The sequence below is a fragment of the Chromobacterium haemolyticum genome, assembly GCF_002081825.1.
In the GTDB taxonomy this organism is placed as follows: domain Bacteria; phylum Pseudomonadota; class Gammaproteobacteria; order Burkholderiales; family Chromobacteriaceae; genus Chromobacterium; species Chromobacterium fluminis.
On sequence record NZ_MUKU01000004.1, the window covers coordinates 80,576 to 100,874 of the forward strand.

18 protein-coding genes and 1 tRNA gene are annotated in these 20,299 nt (G+C 64.5%); 11 read left to right on the forward strand and 8 right to left on the reverse strand.

All coding sequences use genetic code 11. The annotated features are described in order from the left end of the window. Positions 1–96 precede the first annotated feature (96 nt). The 4 genes from B0T39_RS03780 to B0T39_RS03800 all read left to right on the forward strand — a co-directional run bounded on the left by B0T39_RS03780 (position 97) and on the right by B0T39_RS03800 (position 4,403). Positions 97–846, forward strand: a complete 750-nt coding sequence (locus tag B0T39_RS03780) for a GNAT family N-acetyltransferase (RefSeq protein ID WP_043589572.1) — start codon at positions 97–99, stop codon at positions 844–846. A gap of 471 nt (positions 847–1,317) precedes the next feature. Then, a complete protein-coding gene (gene tsaA / locus B0T39_RS03790; protein ID WP_081544984.1) occupies positions 1,318–2,019 on the forward strand; it encodes a tRNA (N6-threonylcarbamoyladenosine(37)-N6)-methyltransferase TrmO in 702 nt (233 codons plus the stop codon). 56 nt (positions 2,020–2,075) lie between these two features. Beyond that, a complete protein-coding gene (locus B0T39_RS03795; protein WP_081544882.1) occupies positions 2,076–3,065 on the forward strand; it encodes a Tim44 domain-containing protein in 990 nt (329 codons plus the stop codon). A gap of 144 nt (positions 3,066–3,209) precedes the next feature. Further along, complete coding sequence (locus tag B0T39_RS03800; protein WP_019102458.1) at positions 3,210–4,403, forward strand: sensor domain-containing phosphodiesterase; 1,194 nt, start codon at positions 3,210–3,212, stop codon at positions 4,401–4,403. 18 nt (positions 4,404–4,421) lie between these two features. Here the strand turns inward: B0T39_RS03800 and B0T39_RS03805 are convergent, their stop codons facing one another. From B0T39_RS03805 to B0T39_RS03825, 5 genes are all read right to left on the reverse strand, one after another. Then, a complete protein-coding gene (locus B0T39_RS03805; protein WP_019102459.1) occupies positions 4,422–5,219 on the reverse strand; it encodes a DNA-binding protein in 798 nt (265 codons plus the stop codon). Between the two features lie 232 nt (positions 5,220–5,451). Further along, the gene (locus B0T39_RS03810; protein ID WP_231138275.1) at positions 5,452–6,036 is read right to left on the reverse strand and encodes a BON domain-containing protein; all 585 of its coding nucleotides are present in this window, start codon (positions 6,034–6,036) and stop codon (positions 5,452–5,454) included. Beyond that, positions 6,033–6,623 (reverse strand): phosphoheptose isomerase, encoded by a 591-nt coding sequence (locus tag B0T39_RS03815; protein WP_081544883.1) that lies wholly within the window; start codon positions 6,621–6,623, stop codon positions 6,033–6,035. Before B0T39_RS03815 ends, B0T39_RS03810 begins: the two co-directional genes overlap by 4 nt. Positions 6,624–6,663: 40 nt before the next feature. Next, positions 6,664–6,999, reverse strand: a complete 336-nt coding sequence (locus B0T39_RS03820) for a YraN family protein (RefSeq protein WP_019102462.1) — start codon at positions 6,997–6,999, stop codon at positions 6,664–6,666. Continuing rightward, positions 6,999–8,117, reverse strand: coding sequence for a penicillin-binding protein activator (locus B0T39_RS03825; RefSeq protein ID WP_081544884.1), 1,119 nt, complete (start codon positions 8,115–8,117; stop codon positions 6,999–7,001). The genes B0T39_RS03820 and B0T39_RS03825 overlap by 1 nt, the downstream gene beginning before the upstream one ends. On the opposite strand from B0T39_RS03825, the gene rsmI reads away from it, so the two are divergent. Together rsmI and B0T39_RS03835 are read left to right on the forward strand one after the other, a co-directional pair. Then, a complete protein-coding gene (rsmI, locus tag B0T39_RS03830; RefSeq protein ID WP_176219475.1) occupies positions 8,112–9,008 on the forward strand; it encodes a 16S rRNA (cytidine(1402)-2'-O)-methyltransferase in 897 nt (298 codons plus the stop codon). The two genes, B0T39_RS03825 and rsmI, sit on opposite strands and share 6 nt — an antisense overlap. An 83-nt stretch (positions 9,009–9,091) precedes the next feature. After that, positions 9,092–9,176, forward strand: a tRNA-Leu gene (locus B0T39_RS03835). Between the two features lie 80 nt (positions 9,177–9,256). Here B0T39_RS03835 and B0T39_RS03840 read toward each other — a convergent pair. From B0T39_RS03840 to B0T39_RS03850, 3 genes are all read right to left on the reverse strand, one after another. Further along, positions 9,257–9,817: a DUF2939 domain-containing protein gene (locus B0T39_RS03840; protein ID WP_081544886.1), complete on the reverse strand. Its 561-nt coding sequence runs from the start codon at positions 9,815–9,817 to the stop codon at positions 9,257–9,259. 257 nt (positions 9,818–10,074) lie between these two features. After that, positions 10,075–12,345, reverse strand: coding sequence for a TonB-dependent receptor domain-containing protein (locus tag B0T39_RS03845; RefSeq protein ID WP_176219476.1), 2,271 nt, complete (start codon positions 12,343–12,345; stop codon positions 10,075–10,077). Positions 12,346–12,470: 125 nt separating this feature from the next. Continuing rightward, positions 12,471–12,941: an Lrp/AsnC family transcriptional regulator gene (locus B0T39_RS03850; protein WP_043589560.1), complete on the reverse strand. Its 471-nt coding sequence runs from the start codon at positions 12,939–12,941 to the stop codon at positions 12,471–12,473. A gap of 140 nt (positions 12,942–13,081) precedes the next feature. Here B0T39_RS03850 and kynB point away from each other — a divergent pair, with 140 nt between their 5' ends. From kynB to B0T39_RS03875, 5 genes are all read left to right on the forward strand, one after another. Then, positions 13,082–13,735 (forward strand): arylformamidase, encoded by a 654-nt coding sequence (gene kynB / locus B0T39_RS03855; RefSeq protein WP_081544888.1) that lies wholly within the window; start codon positions 13,082–13,084, stop codon positions 13,733–13,735. Between the two features lie 8 nt (positions 13,736–13,743). Further along, positions 13,744–14,997, forward strand: coding sequence for a kynureninase (gene kynU / locus B0T39_RS03860; protein ID WP_081544889.1), 1,254 nt, complete (start codon positions 13,744–13,746; stop codon positions 14,995–14,997). Between the two features lie 134 nt (positions 14,998–15,131). Beyond that, positions 15,132–16,520 carry an amino acid permease gene (locus B0T39_RS03865; protein ID WP_141111072.1) on the forward strand — a complete coding sequence of 463 codons (1,389 nt, stop codon included), beginning with the start codon at positions 15,132–15,134 and terminating at the stop codon, positions 16,518–16,520. Positions 16,521–16,767: 247 nt separating this feature from the next. After that, positions 16,768–18,540, forward strand: coding sequence for an ABC transporter transmembrane domain-containing protein (locus B0T39_RS03870; protein WP_081544891.1), 1,773 nt, complete (start codon positions 16,768–16,770; stop codon positions 18,538–18,540). Next, positions 18,530–20,287, forward strand: coding sequence for an ABC transporter ATP-binding protein (locus B0T39_RS03875; RefSeq protein ID WP_081544892.1), 1,758 nt, complete (start codon positions 18,530–18,532; stop codon positions 20,285–20,287). The genes B0T39_RS03870 and B0T39_RS03875 overlap by 11 nt, the downstream gene beginning before the upstream one ends. The last annotated feature ends 12 nt before the right edge of the window (positions 20,288–20,299 follow it).

Consider the following 20,299-nt stretch of genomic DNA (forward strand, 5'->3'; position numbering starts at 1 on the left):
CGACGTCAAGCGCCGGTCACCCGATAGTCATATTAAAGACATCGCCGCGTCAAACAAGCTGCCTAGCATGGGGCTCACCACAAAAGGGAGCAAAACATGCTGCTAAATGAACAGCTTGCCGTGAGCGCCAAACCGCGCCTGAGCGTGCGCGTGGCCAGTGAAGCGCAGGATATCCGCCGCGCGCAGAAGCTGCGCTTCGATGTGTTTGCCGGAGAAATGGGCGCGGAGCTCGCCTCGCACGATCTAGGCATCGATTGCGACGAGTACGACGAGTTGTGCGACCACCTGATCGTGGAAGACGCCGCCAGCGGCCTGGTGGTGGGCACTTACCGCATGCTGTCCCCGGCCATGGCGCGCCGCGCGCCCAGCCTGTATTCCGAGCACGAGTTCGACCTGACCCGGCTGGCCCACCTGCGCGCCGGCCTGATCGAAGTGGGCCGCTCCTGCGTGCACCGCGATTTCCGCTCCGGAGCGGTGATCGCCCTGCTCTGGTCCGGCCTGGCCGACTACGTTCAACTGCACGGCGGTCAATACCTGGCCGGCTGCGCCAGCGTGTCGCTGAGCGACGGCGGCCACCAGGCGGTCAGTCTGTACCGTCAACTGGAAGCCAAGCACCTGTCGCCGGCGGAATGGCGGGTGTTCCCCCACCTGCCGCTGCCTCTGGACCGAGTCTGCGACGACGCTCCCTCCGCGCCGCTGCCGGCGCTGATCAAGGGCTATCTGCGCGCCGGCGCCTATATCTGCGGCGAGCCGGCCTGGGACCCGGACTTCAACTGCGCGGACTTCTTCATGCTGCTGCCCATGGGCCGGCTGAGCAGTCGCTACAACAAGCACTTCGTCGGCTGATCTGTACCAAGCTGCCAATAATGTAGATGCGCCGTCAGGCGCATCTTTCATTTTGCAGCCACAAGCCGCATGATGGACGAATTCACTGTCCGCCCAGCACCATCATGCCCAGGCCTCCCTCGGTCACCCGCGCCATTGCACCCATCCTGCTCTTGCTCCTAATCCTCGCCAGCCTGCTCCAGAGCGCTTACCCGATGCTACGCGGCTGCGCCCTCATCGCCTTGCTGCTTTTTCTTGCTTGTGCCTCCCTGAGCCATACCCGCACAGCCATCCATACCGGTGTATTCCATGATTACAGATCACGGACAAACATCTTGAGACAAGACCGGTCCTTCCGTTTCTGGCTCCACGTTTCGATCTCTCTGATATTGGGCATAGGCGCATTGGCGGCTGCCGTTGCTTTACTTGCGCGGCTGTTCTCTTCGGCATAGCAGGAATAAAGCTGTGGGGCAGCAATGCTACAATCCGGCCATGAGCCACACCTTTGAAACGGTAGGCGTGATCCATTCGCCCTACCGCGAAAAATTTGGCATCCCCCGCCAGCCCTCGCTGGTCAACGCCGCCCGCATCACGCTGGAACTGCTGCCGCCCTACGACCACCCCGACATGGTGCGCGGTCTGGACGCGTTTTCCCACGTCTGGATCAGCTTCGTGTTCCATCAAACCGCCGAGCGCGGTTGGCAGCCGCTGGTGCGCCCGCCGCGGCTGGGCGGCAACGCCAAGGTCGGCGTATTCGCCAGCCGCGCCACCCATCGCCCCAACCCGCTGGGGCTGTCGCTGGTGCGCCTGCTGCGGATCGACACCCAGCCCAAGGTGGTGCTGACGCTGGAGGGCGCCGACCTGCTGGACGGCACCCCGGTGCTGGACATCAAACCCTATATACCCTTCGTCGAAGCCAGGCCCGACGCCCGCGGCGGCTTCGTCGATGGCCCGCCGCCGCAATTGAGCGTGGGCTGGGACGCCGCAGCTCACGCGCAACTGGCCACCGAAGCCAGCCTGCCGGACGATTTCGCCGCGCTGGTGGAACAGGTGCTGGCCCAGGATCCGCGCCCGGCCTACCAGGATGACCCGGAACGGATTTACGGCGTGGCGCTGCACCAGTGGAACGTGCGCTTCCGCGTGGAAAAAAACCATGCGCAAGTCATTGAAATTCAGCCATTGACCCCGAACTAATTTTTTGCGCTCCAGTCATACCGGGGCGATACCAACCACTCAGGAAAAAAGCAAATATGACCACCCGCGCGAAGACGATCATGCTCGCCTTCACCATGGTTTCCATGTTGGCCGCCCCGTTCGCGGAAGCGGCCCGCCTAGGTAAAGGCAAGAGCGCCGGCATGCAGCGCTCGGCCCCCACCCGTTCTTACCAACAACAAGCGCCGGCACGCCCGGTGGCTCCGCCCGCGCAAGCGCCTGCGCCTGCTCAAGCTCAACCCAAGTCCGGCCCCGGCATCGGCACCGCCGTAGCCGCAGGCGCGGCCGGCGCGGCAGCCGGTTATATGCTGGGCTCCGCCATGAGCGACAAAGGCGGACAACAGCAAGCTCCCGCCACGGCTAACGGCAACGCAGATCCGGCCCTCGCGGCGCAAGCCCAAGGCCAGCAGCCGCAGAAGAGCGGCGGCATGCCCTGGGGCACGCTGGCCCTGCTGGGCCTGGTGCTGGTAGGCGGCTATATGTTCTTCCGCCGCAAAGCCGGAGCGGCGCGTCCGGCCATGGCTGCACCGCAAGCAGCGGGCATGCCGCAGAATATGGGCGGCTATCAAGAACCGGCCCGTTTCGACTCCATCCCGAAAATCGGCTCCGGCCTGGGCGGCGCGCAAGCCGGCTTTGGCGGCGGCGTGATCAGCGAGGCGCCCGCGCGCCTGCCGGACGGCACCGAGACCCCGCACTTCCTGCGTCAGGCCAAGGCCACCTTCCTGCACCTGCAAAGCTTGAACAGCACGGAAAGCCTGGAAGAAGTGCGCAAGTACATGACGCCGGACCTGTTCAACGCCTTGCGCGAGGACATCGCCGGCAATACCGACGTGGCCGACTTCCCGCAGCTGGACTGCCAGCTGTCCGAAGCCAGCACCGAAGGCAACCGCTATATCGCCAGCGTGCGCTTCTCCGGCATGGTCAGCGAAGCCGTAAACGCGCCGGCCGAGCCGTTCACCGAATACTGGCACTACATCAAGGACGACAGCACCAACGGCAAGTGGTTGGTGGCGGGCATCCAACAGTAATAAGGTTTTTAACATCTTTATCCAAACGGGCCTCTTGGCCCGTTTTTTATTTTTAATAGCGATGCACTAAACTGGAATGCCAATTGCTTCAGGCAAAAAAACAATACTGGCCATAGAGTCCGCGCCACGGAGGGCAGCTATTCCATGAAAGAATTCGAGCATGCCGGCTTGAAACTCGGCAGTCACTTCCAGCCTATCTACAGCCTGGCTCATCGCCGCACGATAGGAATGGAAGCCTTGCTGCGCGCCAGACAGGATACCTCCCCGCTGACGCCGGCGGAGGCCTTTTACTCCGTCGTCTCTCCCGAACGCCGCCACCAGTTGGATCTGGCTGCGAGCGAAGCCCATGCCGTCCGTTTCAGCCAGATGCAGAGCGACCACCCTTGCTGGCTGTTTCTCAATATCGACGCCGCGTCCTTATCGCGGCCAGAGCGCGCGATGGCCTTGGCCAACAGCATCAAGGCCGCCGGGCTAGACCCCAGCCAAGTGGTGCTGGAAGTGCTGGAACATGTTCTGGAAGTGGACGAGGCGCTGATTGAAGGGGTGAATGTACTGAAAGGCAGCGGGTTTCTGATCGCCATCGACGACTTTGGCGTCGGCCACTCCAACCTGGACCGCGTCTGCCAGCTAGAACCGGACTTGGTCAAATTCGACCGGCACCTGCTGCGCGCCGCCGTCCATCAGCCGCGCACCCGCAACCTGCTGGCCAAGCTGGTGCGGTTGATGCACGAAATTGGTGCTTTGGTGGTGGAGGAAGGGATAGAAACCGATCAGGACGTGCTGATCGCGCTGGAGTCGGGCTGCGATTTGGTGCAAGGCTATTTCGTCGCTCACCCCAGCGATCAGCCGGATCAGGACCACATCATCACCCCTCGCATCGATGAACGCTGGGATGAGCTGATGGCGCGCGAACTGCTGAAACGCAAACTGACCCGGCGCCAGATCGAGCTGGCGCGACAATCTTTTGTTCAAAGCGCCATCTCGCTCATGCAAGGCACGCCGTTCGACTTGGCCGCCAAGCCGATGCTGGCACTGCCGGACGTGGTGCGCTGCTTCCTGCTGGACAGCGCCGGACGCCAGATCGGCCGCAACCTGAACAGCCGCCAGCCGCGGGCCGCCGCCAATCCCAAGTTCGCGCCGCTGGTGGACACCACCGGCGCCGTCTGGTCGCGGCGCAGCTACTTTCAACATGCGGTGGACCAACCCGGCGTGCTGTATATGAGCGAGCCTTATCTGTCCATGACCGACACCCGCTCCTGCGTAACTATCTCGATGGCGATAGAAATCGACGAGATCATGCACGTGCTATGCGCCGACGTGCTGATTCCCCAGCACTGACGGCGGCCGCGCTACGCATCAACGAAACTTCAGAATATCCTCGGCGGCCGGTTGCGGCGTGTAGGCGGCCGTCAAGGAAGGTTCCTCGTCGCCGGGCTCCGGCGCGGCCATCGGTTTGGGAGGCGTTTTGATCCGAGCCACTTCCGCCTTCATCGCGGCGCTGGCGCCCGCTTGCAGCAATTCGCCACGCAACTTGGCTAGCGCGTTTTCCGCCGCTTGGCCGTCCGCGGCACTCAGGCGCAATTCGCTCTGGGCTCGCAGCAACTGGCTTTTCGCCTCGGATAGCTCCCGCTCCAGTTCGCCGACTCGGGCCTCGGCCTTGTCCATACGCTCGCGGAATGCTTCCGCCTGCGGCTGCGCCACCGCCAGGTCCTGCGCCTGCTGCGCGGCTAAGGCTAGAGAGGAGGACAGTTGGCGGCGCGTGGCGTCCAGCTCCGCCGCCTGACGTTCGAAAGCGCCGGCAAGCTCGGCACGCAGTTGATCCAACTCGGATCGCTCGCGCTCCCAGGCCGCCTGGGCGGCGCTCAAGCTGTCGTTGGCCAGCGCCTTGGCTTGCGTCCAGATGGCTTCCAGCGCGGCCAGCCCCGCCTGGCTGACGCCTTCCGGCACCTCCCCGTCCAAGGCCGCCGCCGTCGCCGGCTGCACTCGTCGCCAGTCTTTGAGCACCACACTGGCGGAGTCCATGTCCACGCCCGCCAGTTGGCGGACCTGGTCCACGGCGGGGAGCCGCTTGCGACCGGACTTCTCGTATAGTTCCGTAGCCGCCGCGATAATGCGCTCCCGTGTCTCCGCCGATATCTTGCCCGCCTGGTTCATAAAGCCGCGTCCTCGCCCATCTTTCCAACTGCGTTGCCGGTACGCCTGGCCGATGCCAGGCGTCAGAAATACGCCGAAACCCAAGGATTCGGCAGCAAGGCAAATTCCAGCAGAACCGCTGGCAAGCGGACATAGGATTTTTCCTAAAAAAATAGGCGATTCCTCGTCCCCGCTCCGACTGACAATGAAAAAACCCGGCGTAAGCCGGGCTGGTCATCGCGGGACATCCGCGTCACTGCGCGATGTCGTTGATGTATTCGAACAGGGTCACCACCTTTTGCACGCCGGAAGTCTCGCTGACCACCTTCGCCGCCGCCGCGCCTTCGGCCTGGGTCACCATGCCCAGCATGTAGACCACGCCGCGCTCGGTCACTACCTTGACGTTGTTGGGGTTGTAGCCTTTGCCGTCCAGCAGGCGCGTGCGCGCCTTGCTGGTCACCCAGGTATCGCTGCTGCGCTCGGAAAAGCCGGACGACGGCGCCACTACCGTGTAGTTGAACACGCGGCGCACATTGGGGATGCCGCGCGCGGTCAGTTCCGCTTGCTGGCGCGCCTGCTCGCTGGGCACTTCGCCGGTCAGCAACACCGCGCGGTTGAAGCTGGTGGTGTTGACGTGGGCGGACGGCAACAGTTTGCCGATCTGGTCGGCGGCTTTCAGTTCGATGCCCTGATCGTCCACATAAGCGCCGCTAGTGCGACGGTCGGTGGCCACCAGCGCGCCGCCGGCGGCGCCCGCCGCCACTACGCCGAAACAACCGCTCAAGGCGCTGCTGAAACCAGCAGCCAGCAATACCGCGAATACGCGACGCTTCATCATTCACCTCCCAACAGCATGTAATCAATGGTGTCGCACAAGGCGTGGACCACCAGGGTGTGCACTTCCTGAATCCGGCAACGGCGCAACGCCGGCACGATCAACTGAATGTCTTCCGGCGACAGGATCTCGGCCACTTTGCCGCCGTCCATGCCGGTCAAGGCGATCACGCTCATGCCGCGCTCGTGCGCCGCGTAGATGGCTTCGATCACATTGGCGGAATTGCCGGACGCCGAAATCGCCAGCAGCAAATCGTTGGTATGCCCCAGCGCGCGCACTTGCTTGGAAAACACCATGTCGAAATCGTAATCGTTGCCGATAGCGGTCAAGGCGGAACTGTCTGTGGCTAGCGAAATCGCCGCCAATCCCGGCCGCTCCTTCTCGAAGCGCCCCACCATTTCCGCGGCGAAGTTTTGCGCGTCCGCCGCCGAACCGCCATTGCCGCAAGCCAGAATCTTGCCTTCGTTCATCAGGCAAGCCACCATCTGTTCCGCCGCCGCGGCTATCGCCGGCGCCAACAGCTCCATCGCCTCTTGCTTGATGGCGATGCTTTCCAGGAAATGCCCGCTGACGCGGTCAATCAAATCCATGGGACATCCTTATCTCTCTAGGGCCTGTCGGCCCATAGCACTACATGAAAATATTCTGCAACCATTGCGGCTCCGCCTCGCCCACGGTCAACACCGCGTCAAAACGGCATGGCGCGTCTATTCCCTTTTGGGACAGATAGACCTCGGCGGCCAGCATGAGTTTCCTTTGCTTGGCCGCGCCTATGCTCGCGGCCGCGCCGCCAAAGGCCGCGCTGGCGCGATGGCGCACCTCGATGAACACCCAGTAGCGCCCATCGCGCATGATCAGATCGATTTCGCCGCCGCGACAGGACCAGTTGCGCTCCACCAGCGTCAGACCCCGCCTCAGCAGCCAGGCCAGCGCCCTATCCTCGGCGAGCCGGCCCTGGAGATTCACTACGGCTGCTCCAGGCTTAGCACCGCCATCGGCAGTTGGCGCTCGAACAGACGGTCGCGCCCCAGCCTCAGGTCGCCGGTGACGCCGTCCAGCCTCAGCCCCGCCGGCTGCCTGGCGCCCGCCAGCAGCACCGCCAGCCGCCAGGCGTCCACGCCCAGCGCGTACAAACGCTCGGTCTGCACCGTCAACGCCGCCGCAGGCCGCGGATAGCGCTTCACCGCCGGGTGCTCCGGCATCAGGAACCAGGGCATGTCTATCACCCTCACTCCGGCCAAGGCCGCCGCGCTGCCCCGGCCGTTAAGCTGGGAGGTGCCGTACACTGGCAACTCCGGCGCCAGCGCGGTCTTGACGATGCCCGCCTCGTGAGCGTCCAGCGCCATGAACACCGCGTCCGAGCCGACCGCCGCCTGCAGTATCGCAGGCAAGCTGTCCTGCTTGGCCTCCAAGGCCATGGGCGACTTGCCTCGGCTCAGGACCCGCCACTCGTCGATGAAAGCCTGACGCAACCGCTGGGACAGGTTGTCCGCGCCGAACAGCAGCAAGGGGTTGGCCCGGCCGTCTTCATGCATCAGGCGCGCCACTTGGCGCGCCTCGCCTTCGACGATCAGCGACAAGGAGAACAGTTTGGGATTGGCCGGCACTTCGCGGCCTATCGAATTCAAGGCCAGCGTGGGCACAGACACCAGCGGCGCCACCGCGGCGATGGCGCCGCGCGACAACGGGCCTATCACCACATTGACCCCGCCGGCCAGCGCCTGGCGGTAGCTGGCCACCGCGGTGTCCTCGGACGCGTCGATGGGCACCAGCTCGGCGTTCTGATCCACGCTCGCCGCCGCCTCCACCCCGCTGCGCACCACCGCGGCGGCTTCGCCCAGAGTGGCTGAGCCGGTGGGCAGCAGCAGGCCGACGCGCAGGCGGCCGTTGGCCGGCTGCGGTTTCGCCGCCGTCGCGCTGGCGTCGCGCGGCGCGGCCGCCGGAACAAGCGGCTTAGGCGCCGGCTGGCCCAGCAACTTGAGCGGCGCGGTGTTGCTTTGGATGATATAGTCCGGGGTTTGCGCCATTGTCGGCGTCAACCAAGTCATCAAGACGCCAACCAACAGCGGAGTCAGTCTTTGCATACTTCGTTCGCTCATCTGCTTGAATCAGCCAGGGAAAGTTTCTGTCGCGGCACATTATATGTGGTGGCCACGCCCATTGGAAATCTGGCGGACATCAGCGCCCGCGCCTTGGCGGCTTTCAGCGCCGCCGATGTGGTCTGCGCCGAGGACACGCGCGTCACCGGACAACTGCTGTCCGCCTACGGCATCCACGCTAAACGCCTGGTCAGCCTGCGCGAGCACAATGAGCGCGGCATGGCCGAACAAGTGGTGCGCTGGCTGTCCGAAGACCAAATCGTGGTGCAGGTGTCGGATGCCGGCACTCCGGCGGTGTCGGACCCCGGCGCGCGGCTGGCGGAAGCGGTGCGCGCCGCCGGCTTGCCGGTGCGGCCGGTGCCCGGCTCCAGCGCGGTGATCGCCGCCTTGTCCGCCAGCGGCCTGACCGCGTCCTCCTTCTTGTTCCACGGCTTCTTGCCGCCCAAGAGCGGCGAGCGCCGCAAAACGCTGCGCCAATGGCTGTCCGCGCCATATCTGACCGTGTGCTACGAAGCGCCTCACCGCATCGTCGACGCCCTGCGAGACATCGTGGCGGAGCTGGGCCCGGAGCGCCGCGTGCTGCTGGCGCGCGAACTGACCAAGACCTTCGAGACCTTCCGGAACCTGCCGGCCCAGGAAATGCTGGAGTGGGTGGAATCCGATTCCAACCAGCAGCGCGGCGAGATTGTATTGATTCTGGACGCGGCCCCGGCACGCGACGAGGCCGACGACGCGGTGCCGGAAAACACCGTGCGCGTGCTCAAGCTGCTGGCGGCAGAGTTGCCCACCAAGCAGGCGGCCTCCCTGACCGCGCAAATCTGCGACGGCAACCGCAAACAGCTCTACGACCTCGCGCTCAAACTGAAGCAGGATTGAGCCGCCGTCCAGCGCCAGGGGAAAAAAGGATTTACAAAGCGATTTGCTATCGCTATTATTCGTTCTCTCGGAATGCCGAAGACGCCCGGATGGCGAAATTGGTAGACGCAGGGGATTCAAAATCCCCCGCCGCAAGGTGTGTCGGTTCGAGTCCGACTCTGGGCACCAGCGATTTGGCAAGCCGAAACCCAAAAAAACCCCGCACAGCGCAAGCTATGCGGGTTTTTTGTTGTCTCAAGAAGCCGTCCTTATTCCGGCAGGCGCACCGCCGACAGTTTCCAGCCCAACCAGCCGTCGCGCTTGAACACTAGACCGAGCGACTGTTCGGGTTTCTCCTTCTGCTTGACCGTCACCACGAAACGATCGATGTCTTCATAGCCCATGGCCGTGTCGACGCCGGCGCGCGGCTCCGTCGACGCTGCGCCGCCTCCGCCGGCCGCCGGCTCATCCGTGCCGCCTTGCGGCAGGCCCGGCTTGGGCTTGACCCCTCGCATCATCAAGGCCAGGCTTTCCGGCGTCACCATGGCGTCCACCACCGGGGCGATCACCGCGTCGGCAATGGCCGCGCCCATCGCCGCCAAAGGATTCTTGTCTTTGGATTGGTTCAACTCCAGCACCGACTTGGGCGCAACAGCCTCTTTCAGACTATTGCGCAAGGCGGGGTAGTCCACATAGCCGGACAACTTGGCCGCGTCGCGCGCGTCCAGCGCCTGCTGCATGCCGCGCACCGCCAGATACGGCGTCGCATAGAACCACGCCCCCAAGGCCAATACCGCCGCGCCCAGCGTCAACTTCATTTTCATGCTCATGTTTATCCCCCTGAATCAAGCGGCCGCCTCATGCGGCTCATAAAGTCTACAGACCGCCGGCCGTCGCGCAGATTCCCGCCTACCACGGCAAAAAAACGCGCGGCCGGCTTCTCCGAGCCTGTTCAAAGTCTCGCAAGCAAGGGCAAGACAAGGTAAAAACGAGCGAAAAAGCGGAATGTACTCGTGGTACATAAGCATTTTGAGCTTGTACTCACCGTGCAACGCTCCACGAAGCACAGCAGATCGTAAACAGGTTCTCAGAAGCGCGCTTCCATCCCCATCCGTATGGTCCGCCCCGGTATCGGCATGCTGATCACGGAGCCGGGATCCACCGCATAGCGGTTGGTCAGGTTGTCCACATTGAAATTCACGTTGACTTGCTTGTTCAGGCGGTACTCGATGAATAGGTCAAGCAGCCGCTCGGACGCCAGTTCCAGCACCGGTTGCGCGCCGGTGCCCTTCAGCCAGCCCGCCGGATTGGTCTTGCCCGAATGGTAGCGCCAGCGTCCGCCCACGGTCAGATCGCCGTTCAGCCAATGCTTGCCGGCGGAAATGACGTACACGCTCTTAGGCGGGATGCGGGTCGGGATCAAGCTCCAGGCAAAGCCGTTCTGATTGCACACCGCAGCGTCGCGCCGGCTCGCCTGGTTCACCGAGCACACTTCCGGGTCCAGGTAACGGGTGGCGGCGGCTTCCACAAAGAAAGACGGGCTGTGGTAGTCCACGCCGAATTCATAGCCGCGCAGCTCCACCTTGTCGTAGTTGAGGAAGGTCAGATTGCCCTGCCACGACGGCATGCCCGGCGTCCGGTCCAGCCAGGCGCTGGAAATATAATCCGCCACCTTGTTGTTGAAATAGGCGGTCTTGAAGCCGATGCGTTCCTGATCGCGGAACACGTCCTGGAAGCTCGCCTTCAAGCCCAGTTCCAGGTTCAGCGAACGTTCCGGCCGCAAGGGGTTGTACGGGTTGTAGCTGAACACCTCGGAGGAGGTGGTGGTTTCATACAGACTGGGAGTGCGATAGGCGCGGCCGCCCTTGGCGTAGACATCCAGCCACTTGGCCAGATGAACGTCGACCTGGCCGATCAAATCCAGCTTGGGCGCGTAATCCGCTTCCAGATTGGTTGAATAGTCGCGCGTGGTCGAACCATGCAGATTCGCGCCTAGGGAGAAGCTGGCCCAGCGATAGGACAGCACGGCGTTGCCAAACAGGCTGCGCTCGTTGCGCACGCCGTTGCGCGACGCTACCAGCGGCCTCGGCTGCTCGGTGTAGCGGCTGGTGGGCTGGGTGCGCTCCTGCTGAACAGCCAGGCCGTAGCTCAGGCTCAAGGGCAGGACATCCAGTTCCGAACGGTTGAGCAAATTGAAGCCATGGCGCTTGTTGTTGTAGGCATGCATGTACTGGTCGCCGTAGGAGGCGCCGGGTCGGCCGGCCCATAAGCCGTTGTGCTGATCCAGATCCGCCTCGGTGGCCCACAGGCCCAGGTTCAGGTCGATCAGCTTGTTGTCGCTGGGCGTATAGCTGTAGTTGGCGCTGTAGGCGTGCACGACGGCGCTGCCCAGCGCCCATTGCGGCATGGACTCCACGCCCGGCGGCAGTTCCTGGAAGTTCTTGTCGTTGGAGTTCTTGTACCAGTAGGCGGCCAGCAATTCGCCAGCCTGCTGGCGGTGGCGGCGGAAGATCAGCTTCAGTCGCTGCGCATCGTTCAGCGCAAAGCCCAGCTTGGCCAGCAGCGAATCGCTTTCGTAACTGGTGTTCACCACCTCCTGGCCCCGCGACACCACCGCCTCCGGGTAGCCGTCGAAACCGTGGCTGCCGGCGAAGTAATTGCCGGTGCGCCGCTTGCTGTAGGCCAGCAAGGCGTCCAGGCCGGACTGCCGATAGGCCAGCGCCAGCGTGGCCGAGCCGTTGTTGAACACTCGCGGGCTGAGGCCGTTATTCAATTGGTAATAAACCTGGTCGCGCTCGTCTCCCGGCACCGTGGGCGTCTTGTTATTGTTGTACACGCTGCCCTTCAACAGCACGCCGAAATCCTTGCCGGGGCGCAGCACGTCCTCGACGCCCAAGGTGCGCATCTGCACAAGGCCGCCGATCGCGCCGCTGGAGAAGGCGCCGTTGCTGGCTCCCTCCTCCACGCTGACTTTGCTGATCAGGTCCGAATCGATATAGGTGCGGTCGCTGGTGCCCTGATAGCCGCGGGCGGTGTGGGTGGATTGCAGGCTGCCGTCTATCAACACCGGCACCCGGCCTTCGCCCTGCAGGCCGCGGATGCCCAGATCGATGGCGCCGGCTTCGTTGCGGATATTATTGACCTGCACGCTGGGCAGGGCGGAAAAGATATCGGCGTTGCCGGTGCCGCGCGCGCGGCGCAATTGCTCCGCGTCCAGCACCTCGCCATGCAAGAGCGCGGGTTTGCGCTCGGCGCTGACGTGGACGGTTTCCAGTTGCGGCGCGGACTCGGCGGCCAGCAGGGTTTGCGGATGGGCTGCCGACAATAACAGGCAGGCGGAAAGGCTCCGGTATTTCATGGCGTGGATGGGGGTGCTTTGGGTAGGAGCGCCGAAATTAATGTTAATGATTCTCATTAGCAACATTAATATTCACGCTTGCCTCCACGCGACACCCCATCCTCGCCGCGGAACGGCCGCCTCCGCTACTTGCCGTCCAACGGCACTTCCCAGCGCTGATCCTTGAGCGTGCGCATCACGATGTAGGAACAGATGTCGCGCATGCCGGGAATGCGGTTCAGCCGCTCCACGATGAAACCGCTGAAAGCCGCCAGATTGCGGCAACGGACGTGCAGTACGTAGTTGCTGGGCCCGGCGACGATGTAAGCGGCGGCGATTTCCTCGAACTGCTGGATGCGGTTCATGAAATCTTCGTGCCAATCCTCGCGCGCCCGGTCCAAGGTCACGTGCACGATGGCCTCCAGCTCGTAGCCGAGCAGGGCCGGGTCCAACTGCGCGTGATAACCGCGTATCAGACCCTGGCTTTCCAGCGCGCGCACCCGCCGCAGGCAGGCGGACGGAGACAGGGCCACCTGATCGGCCAGGTCCTGATTGCTGAGCCTGGCGTTGTGTTGCAATGCGGAAAGAATCCGGCAATCTATCGCATCAAGCTGCATTTGCAATTTCCCATCGTTATCTGTCCATTCCGCTGCAGTTCCTGCGAAAAGCATGCCATTAGCAAGACCAACTTGCAATTTCTGGCGGATGCCTTGGTGCTAGCATGATTCCAGGCTTTTTATCGCTCAGGAACCGTTCCATGCTGCTTGATATCAGTCCCCCGCTGCGCGCCGGCCTGCCGGTCTGGCCCGGCGACACCGCTTTCGACGCCAGCCCCGCCTGGCAGCTGGACGCCCACTGTCCGGTCAACGTGGCGCGGCTGACCCTGTCGCCGCACAGCGGCGCGCACGCCGATGCGCCCTCCCACTTCCAGGCCGCCGGCCAAGGCATAGGCCAAGTCGCGCTGGACGCCTACCTGGGGCCGTGCCGGGTGATTCACTGCCTGTCCCCCGGCCCGTTGATCCGGCTGGAGCAGATCCAGTCCCGGCTCGCAACCCTGCCCGGCCCGCCGCCGCCGCGCCTGTTGATCCGCAGCTACGCGCGCTACCCGCTGGAGGCCTGGGACGCGGACTTCCCCGGCGTGGAGGCCGCTGCCATAGATTGGTTGGGCGCCCAGGGTGTGCGCTTGATAGGCGTCGACACCGCTTCGCTGGACCCTATGGACAGCAAAACCATGGACGCCCACCACGCCACCGCGCGTCAGCGCATGGCCATCCTGGAGCAACTGCTGCTGGACCACGCGCCGGAGGGCGATTACGAGTTGATCGCGCTGCCTCTGAAGTTGATGAACCTGGACGCCAGCCCGGTGCGCGCCGTGCTGCGGCCCTTGCCCGTTTCCACTCCTCTCGTGTAGGACCCGCCATGAAACACACTCGCGAAGCTTGTCTCATCGCCGATCAGCAAGACCCGCTGGCCGGCTTCCGCCAACGGTTCGACCTTCCGGCCAACACCATCTATCTGGACGGCAACTCGCTGGGCGTGCTGCCCAAGGGCGCGCTGGAGCGCAGCCAACAGGTAATCACCCGCGAATGGGGCCATGACCTGATCCGCAGCTGGAACACCGCCGGCTGGTTCGACATGCCGACGCGGCTGGGCGACAAGCTAGCGCCGCTCTTGGGCGCCGGCCCCGGCGAAACCGTGGTCACCGACACCACCTCGCTCAATCTGTTCAAGGCGCTGGCGGCGGCCTTGCGCATCCAGCGGCAAGCCCACCCAGAACGCAAGGTGATTCTGTCCGAGCGCGACAACTTCCCCACCGATCTCTACATGATCCAGGGCATGATCGAATTCCTGCAGCAGGGCTATGAACTGCGCTTGATCGACGAGGCGCTGCCGCTGGAACAGGCGCTGGACGAGGACGTGGCGGTGCTGCTGCTGTCCCACGTCAATTACCGCACCGGCTATCTCTACGATATGACCGCAGTGACCCGCAGCGCCCATCAACGCGGCGCGCTGGCGATCTGGGACCTGGCCCACGCGGCCGGCGCGCTGCAGGTTGACCTGAACGGCGCGGACGCCGACTTCGCCGTGGGCTGCACTTACAAATACCTGAACGGCGGCCCGGGCTCGCCGGCCTTCATCTGGGTCGCCCCTCGCCATCAAAACACTTTCTGGCAGCCCTTGTCCGGCTGGTGGGGCCATGCCAAACCCTTCGAGATGGCCACCGACTACGCGCCGGCCCAGGGCATCCGCCGCTTCCTGTGCGGCACCCAGCCCATCGTGTCGCTGGCCTTGCTGGAGTCCGGTCTGGACGTGGCGCGAGAGGTGGATAGCCAACAGCTGCGCGCCAAATCGCTGGCCCTGACCGATCTGTTCATCGAGTTGGTGGAACAACGTTGCGGCAGCCACCCGCTGACTCTGATCACTCCTCGCGAGCACGCGCGCCGCGGCAGCCACGTCAGCTTCCGCCATCCGCAAGGCTTCGCGGTGATGCAGGCGCTGATCGCCAACGGCGTCATCGGCGACTACCGCGAGCCGGAAGTGCTTCGCTTCGGCGTCACACCGCTTTACCTGAGCCATGCCGACATCTGGGACGCGGTGGAAATCCTGCGCGAGATTCTGGACAGCGGCAGTTGGGACCGGCCGGAGTTTCATCGCCGCGGCGCGGTGACCTGAGCCCGGAACGGCGCGACGGCCCCTGCCGCCGCGCTTCCACAGAGCCGCCGCCCGCGATAGCTACGCGGCCGGCGGCTCTACAGCGCAAGGGACGATAGATCCCGCAACAGCGCCATCTACAGAGGAGAAACATCATGAGCAGCTTCCAGGACATCAAAGACAGGGAACAAGGCCTGCAACGCCGGCTCACCGCCGGACAAATGAGCATGATCGCCATCGGCGGCGCCATCGGCACCGGCCTGTTCCTCGGCAGCAAGTTCGCCATCGGCTTCGCCGGACCCAGCGTGGTGCTCAGCTACGCCATTGGCGGCCTGATCACCCTGTTGCTGATGGGCTGTCTGGCGGAGATGACGGTGGCGCACGCCACCTCCGGCTCCTTCGGCGCCTACGCCGAGCACTACGTCAGCCCTCTGGCCGGCTTCCTGGTGCGCTACAGCTATTGGGCCTGCGTGGTGCTGGCGGTAGGCACCGAAATCACCGCGGTGGCCGAATACATGCGCTACTGGTTTCCAGACGCCCCGCCCTGGATCTGGATCCTGCTATTCTCCAGCGCGCTGATCGGCGTCAACGCCGCCAGCGTCAAGGCCTTCGGCACTGTGGAATACTGGTTCTCCTCCATCAAGATCTTCGCCATCATCGCCTTCATCCTGATGGGCTGCTACGTGGTGTGGGGCAGCGGCGATCCGGCTTACGGCGCGCGCAACTTCAGCGCCGATGGAGGCTTTTTCCCCAACGGGGTCTGGGGCATGTGGGTGGCGGTGGTCATTTCCATCTTCAGCTATCTGAGCGTGGAGATGATCGCGGTGGCCGCCGGCGAGGCGGAAAATCCGGAGCAGGCGGTGCGCCAGGCTTTCCGCGCCACCATCGCGCGGCTCGTGGTGTTCTACCTGCTGTCGCTGAGCCTGATCATCGCCATCGTGCCTTGGGGCCGCATCGGCGCCGGCAACAGCCCCTTCGTCACCGTGATGCAAGTACTGAACATTCCCTACGCAGCCGGCATCCTCAACTTCGTGGTGGTGGTGGCCGCTCTGTCTGCGATGAACAGCCAGCTCTACATCACCACCCGCATGATGTTCAGCCTGTCGCGCGCCGGCGACGCGCCTATAGGGCTGGGCAAACTGAACCCGCGCGGCATTCCGGTCAACGCGCTTCTACTGTCCACCAGCGGCATCGCGCTGGCGGCGGTGCTGTACGTGCTGTTTCCGCAACAGGCGTTCACGCTGATGATTTCCTTGTCGATGTTCGGCGCCATGTTCACCTGGCTGATGATCTTCTACACGCATCTTCGCTTCCGCCGTCATCACGATCAGGCCGGCGGGCTGGATCTGCCATTCAAGATGCGCCTGTTTCCCTACAGCACGCTGACCGGACTGGTGCTGATGCTGGCGATCATGGTCACCACTATCTTTACCGAGGTCTTCCGGCTGACCCTGGTCTTCGGCCTGCCCTTCCTGCTGTTGCTGATCGTCCTCTATCACAAAGTGCGCAGACCGCGGCTGACGCCCGCGGCGCAAGCGAATTAAACCCTGTTGCGCAATCGCCAGGCCGGGTCCGCCCGGCCTGAGCCTGTACAAAGAATTGCGCGCATGAGCGGAACAAGGCGAAAGCAACCGGAAAAGCGGAATGTACCCGTGGTACATGAGCATTTCGAAACCCTTTGCAATACCGTATCGCCGCAGCGCGGCAGACCTTGAACCGGTTCTGACACCGCGATCGGATTCGGCATAGAATGTTCGACTCTATACCCAATCCGGATAGCCCGCCTCCGCCATGCCACGCCCGTCCGATCTCGCCCCCGGCACCAGCCTGTCCGCGCTGCTGCGCGGCTTCGTTCTCCGCCATTGGCCCTACTACCTACGCGCGGCGTTAATGCTGGCCGCCGTGGCGGTGCTCACTGTGCTGATTCCGCGCCAGATCGGCCAAATCGTCGACCTGCTGGCCAAGGGCGAGCTTGGCGGCCCGCAGCTGCTGCGCGAGTTGAGCTGGCTGCTGCTGTTCGGCGTGGTGATCTACTTGCTGCGCGCCGGCTGGCGGCTGCAATTGTTCGCCGCCGCCTACCAATTGGGCGTGGAATTGCGCACCCGGCTGTATCAGCGGCTAAGCCGCCAGGGGCCTGGCTTCTACCATCACCAACGCACCGGCGACCTGATGGCGCGCGCCACCAACGACATCGACGCGGTGGAGATGGCCGCCGGAGAAGCGATGCTGGCCGGCTTCGACGGCAGCCTGACCCTGGTGATGGTGCTGGCGATGATGACCTTGGGCATAGACTGGCGGCTGGCCGCCGCCGCGCTGCTGCCCTTCCCGCTAATGGCCTTCGCCTTCTGGCGCATCACCCGCCGCGTGCACCAGGCCTGGGCCGGCTCGCTGCAAAGCTTCAGCCGGCTCAACGACCACGTTCAAGAGACGCTGAGCGGGGTCCGCACCCTACGCACCCTGGGCCTGGAGGAACGCAATAGCCGCGAACTGGCCGGCCTGGCCGCTTCCGCCTCAGACAACAGCCTGGAGGCGCAGCGTTGGGAGGCGGCGTTCGAACCGGTGGTGGGGCTGACCCTGAGCACTGCCGCGGCCACCACGCTAGGCGTGGGCGGCTATCTGGTATGGCAGCAGCAGTTGACCATAGGCGCGCTGACCAGCTTCAGCATGTATCTGGGCCAGTTGATCTGGCCGATGTTCGCCGCCGGCTGGGTGTTGTCGCTGCTGGAGCGTGGCCGCGCCGGCTGGAACCGGCTGGAGCCGGTGCTGAGCGCGCCCGAGTCCGTGGACGACAGCGGCGTCAACGCGGCGGAGCCGGCCGGCGAGCTGCGCTGGCACGGCCTGGACTTCACTTATCCGGGGCAAGCGACGCCGGCGCTGCGCGCGATCGAGCTGCGCCTGGGCCGCAGCCAGACCCTGGGCATCGTCGGCCCCACCGGCAGCGGAAAATCCACACTGCTGCGCTTGCTGCTGCGCCAATATCCGCTACCGGCCGGCAGCGTCAGTTGGAACGGGACGCCGCTGGAAGAATACAAGATGGACGCCTTGCGCGCGGCGATCAGCTGGGTGCCGCAGGAATCCTTTCTGTTTTCCGCTTCGGTGGCCGACAATATCGCGCTGACGCGCCCTGACGCCTCCGAGCGCGACATCGAACGCGTAGCGCGGCTGGCCGCGGTTCACGACGATATCCTGCGCCTGGCCCAGGGCTACGCCACCCCGGTGGGTGAAAAAGGCGTGGCCTTGTCCGGCGGCCAGCGCCAGCGCCTGGCCATCGCCCGCGCCTTGCTGGCCGACGCGCCGCTGCTGCTGCTGGACGACGCCTTGTCCGCGGTGGACACCCAGACCGAGACCCAGATTCTGCAACATCTGCGCGAGGCGCGCCGCGGCCGCAGCGTGATCATCGCCAGCCACCGGCTGTCCGCGGTGGCCGACGCCGACCACATCGTCGTGCTGCAACACGGCGGCATCGCCGAAGCCGGCAGCCACGAGGCGCTGCTGCAACTGAACGGCTGGTACGCCAGCCAGTGGCGCTATCAACAACTGGAGGCCAGCCTGGATGAAATCTGATCAATCCGCGATCAACCGCAGCCGGGCGGTGGCCCTGCTGCGCCAATCCGCCGCGCCGGAAAAACGCCATGTGCTGTGGGGCACGCTGTGGCTGATCGCCGCCGCGCTGATGGAAGCGTTATCGCCGCTGCTGGGCAAGGTGTTCATCGACCGCTACCTGCTGCCGCGCACGCCGCAGTGGCTGGAAATGGGCCTGCTGCTGCTCGCCTGTCTGATGGCCGGCTACGCCGCCTCCAGCCTGCGCTATCTACAACTGGTGCGCCTGTCCGGCGTGGCGATGCGCTCGGTGCAAAGACTGCGCGAGCAGGTTTACCGCCACGTGATCCGGCTGCCGATGGCCTTTTTCGACAAGGCGATCACCGGCCAACTGGTCAGCCGCGTCACCAACGACACCGAGTCGGTGAAGGCGCTGTATGTGCAGGTGCTGTTCGTGATGCTGGACAGCAGCATCGTGGTGATCGGCGTGATGGCGGCGATGGCCTGGCTGGACTGGCGGCTGATGCTGCTGGCGGCGCTGCTGCTGCCGGCGATGCTGGCCATCGTCTGGCTGTACCAGCGATGGAGCGCGCCGTCGGTGACGCGCGCCCGCGCGCTGCGCAGCGACATCAACGCCCAGATGGCAGAATCCATCTCCGGCATGAGCGTGCTGCAAGCCGCCAACGCCACCGGCCGCTTCGCCGAGCGCTTCGATCAGGCCAACCACAATTACTACCGGGCGCGGATCGCGGAACTGAGCGCCAACGCCTGGCTGCTGCGTCCGGCGCTGGACCTGCTGAAAGTGCTGTTGCTGGCCGGGGTGATCTACAGCTTCAGCCAGCGTCCGCTGGGCGCGCTGCAGATCGGCGTGCTCTACGCCTTCATCAGCTATATCGGCCGCATGGTGGACCCGTTGATCCAGATCACCATGCAGTTCAGCCAGCTGCAGCAAGCGGTGGTGGCGGCCGCGCGGGTGGACGCGCTGCTGCAGGAGCCGACGGCGACCGCCGGCCACGGACAGGGCCGCATTGGCCGGGGAGCGGTCAGCTTCCGCCGGGTGAGTTTCGGCTATCAGCCGGAGCGGCCGGTGCTGCCCGATCTTTCGCTGGAGATTCCAGCCGGCGGCTTCATCGGCATCGTCGGCCACACCGGCAGCGGCAAGTCCACGCTGTTGTCGCTGCTGCTGCGCTTCTACGCGCCGCAAAGCGGCGAGATCCTGATCGACGACCAAGCGCTGGCCGCCTTCGACGACGCGGCCTTCCGCGACGGCGTCGGCCTGGTGCCGCAGGAGCCTTTCCTGTTGGCCGCCAGCGCGCGCGACAACATCGCCATGGGCCGGCCGCTGTCCCAGCAGCAAATTGAGGACGCCGCGCGCGCCGCCGGCGCGCACGATCTGATCCTGGCCCTGGAGCAGGGCTACGACACCGATATGGGCGAGAGCGGCTCGCGGCTGTCCAGCGGTCAGAAGCAGTTGATCGCCATCGCCCGCGCGTTGGCGGGCAAGCCGCGCATCCTGCTACTGGACGAGGCCACCTCCCACATCGACAGCGAAACCGAGCAGCTGGTGCAAAGAGCGCTGGAACAGCTGCGCGGCCAGATCACGCTGATCTCCATCGCCCACCGCTTATCCACCATCCGCGACGCCGACCGCATCATCGTGCTCAACCACGGCCAGATCGCCGAAACCGGAAGCCACGAGGAATTGATGACCACGGGCGGCATCTACCAACGGCTATACTTGCTGCAGCAATTGCAGCCCGAAGCCGGCTGAGCCGGCCGCGAA

Excerpts from the sequence above, each read along its gene's own strand:
- kynU (WP_081544889.1), top strand. The coding sequence starts at position 13,744 with ATGAAACACACTCGCGAAGCTTGTCTCATCGCCGATCAGCAAGACCCG.
- B0T39_RS03870 (WP_081544891.1), top strand. The coding sequence starts at position 16,768 with ATGCCACGCCCGTCCGATCTCGCCCCCGGCACCAGCCTGTCCGCGCTG.
- B0T39_RS03875 (WP_081544892.1), top strand. The coding sequence starts at position 18,530 with ATGAAATCTGATCAATCCGCGATCAACCGCAGCCGGGCGGTGGCCCTG.
- B0T39_RS03825 (WP_081544884.1), bottom strand. The coding sequence starts at position 8,117 with ATGCAAAGACTGACTCCGCTGTTGGTTGGCGTCTTGATGACTTGGTTG.
- B0T39_RS03805 (WP_019102459.1), bottom strand. The coding sequence starts at position 5,219 with ATGAACCAGGCGGGCAAGATATCGGCGGAGACACGGGAGCGCATTATC.
- B0T39_RS03865 (WP_141111072.1), top strand. The coding sequence starts at position 15,132 with ATGAGCAGCTTCCAGGACATCAAAGACAGGGAACAAGGCCTGCAACGC.
- B0T39_RS03845 (WP_176219476.1), bottom strand. The coding sequence starts at position 12,345 with ATGAAATACCGGAGCCTTTCCGCCTGCCTGTTATTGTCGGCAGCCCAT.
- B0T39_RS03780 (WP_043589572.1), top strand. The coding sequence starts at position 97 with ATGCTGCTAAATGAACAGCTTGCCGTGAGCGCCAAACCGCGCCTGAGC.
- B0T39_RS03840 (WP_081544886.1), bottom strand. The coding sequence starts at position 9,817 with ATGAGCATGAAAATGAAGTTGACGCTGGGCGCGGCGGTATTGGCCTTG.
- B0T39_RS03795 (WP_081544882.1), top strand. The coding sequence starts at position 2,076 with ATGACCACCCGCGCGAAGACGATCATGCTCGCCTTCACCATGGTTTCC.
- B0T39_RS03815 (WP_081544883.1), bottom strand. The coding sequence starts at position 6,623 with ATGGATTTGATTGACCGCGTCAGCGGGCATTTCCTGGAAAGCATCGCC.
- tsaA (WP_081544984.1), top strand. The coding sequence starts at position 1,318 with ATGAGCCACACCTTTGAAACGGTAGGCGTGATCCATTCGCCCTACCGC.
- B0T39_RS03810 (WP_231138275.1), bottom strand. The coding sequence starts at position 6,036 with ATGATGAAGCGTCGCGTATTCGCGGTATTGCTGGCTGCTGGTTTCAGC.
- B0T39_RS03850 (WP_043589560.1), bottom strand. The coding sequence starts at position 12,941 with ATGCAGCTTGATGCGATAGATTGCCGGATTCTTTCCGCATTGCAACAC.
- B0T39_RS03800 (WP_019102458.1), top strand. The coding sequence starts at position 3,210 with ATGAAAGAATTCGAGCATGCCGGCTTGAAACTCGGCAGTCACTTCCAG.
- kynB (WP_081544888.1), top strand. The coding sequence starts at position 13,082 with ATGCTGCTTGATATCAGTCCCCCGCTGCGCGCCGGCCTGCCGGTCTGG.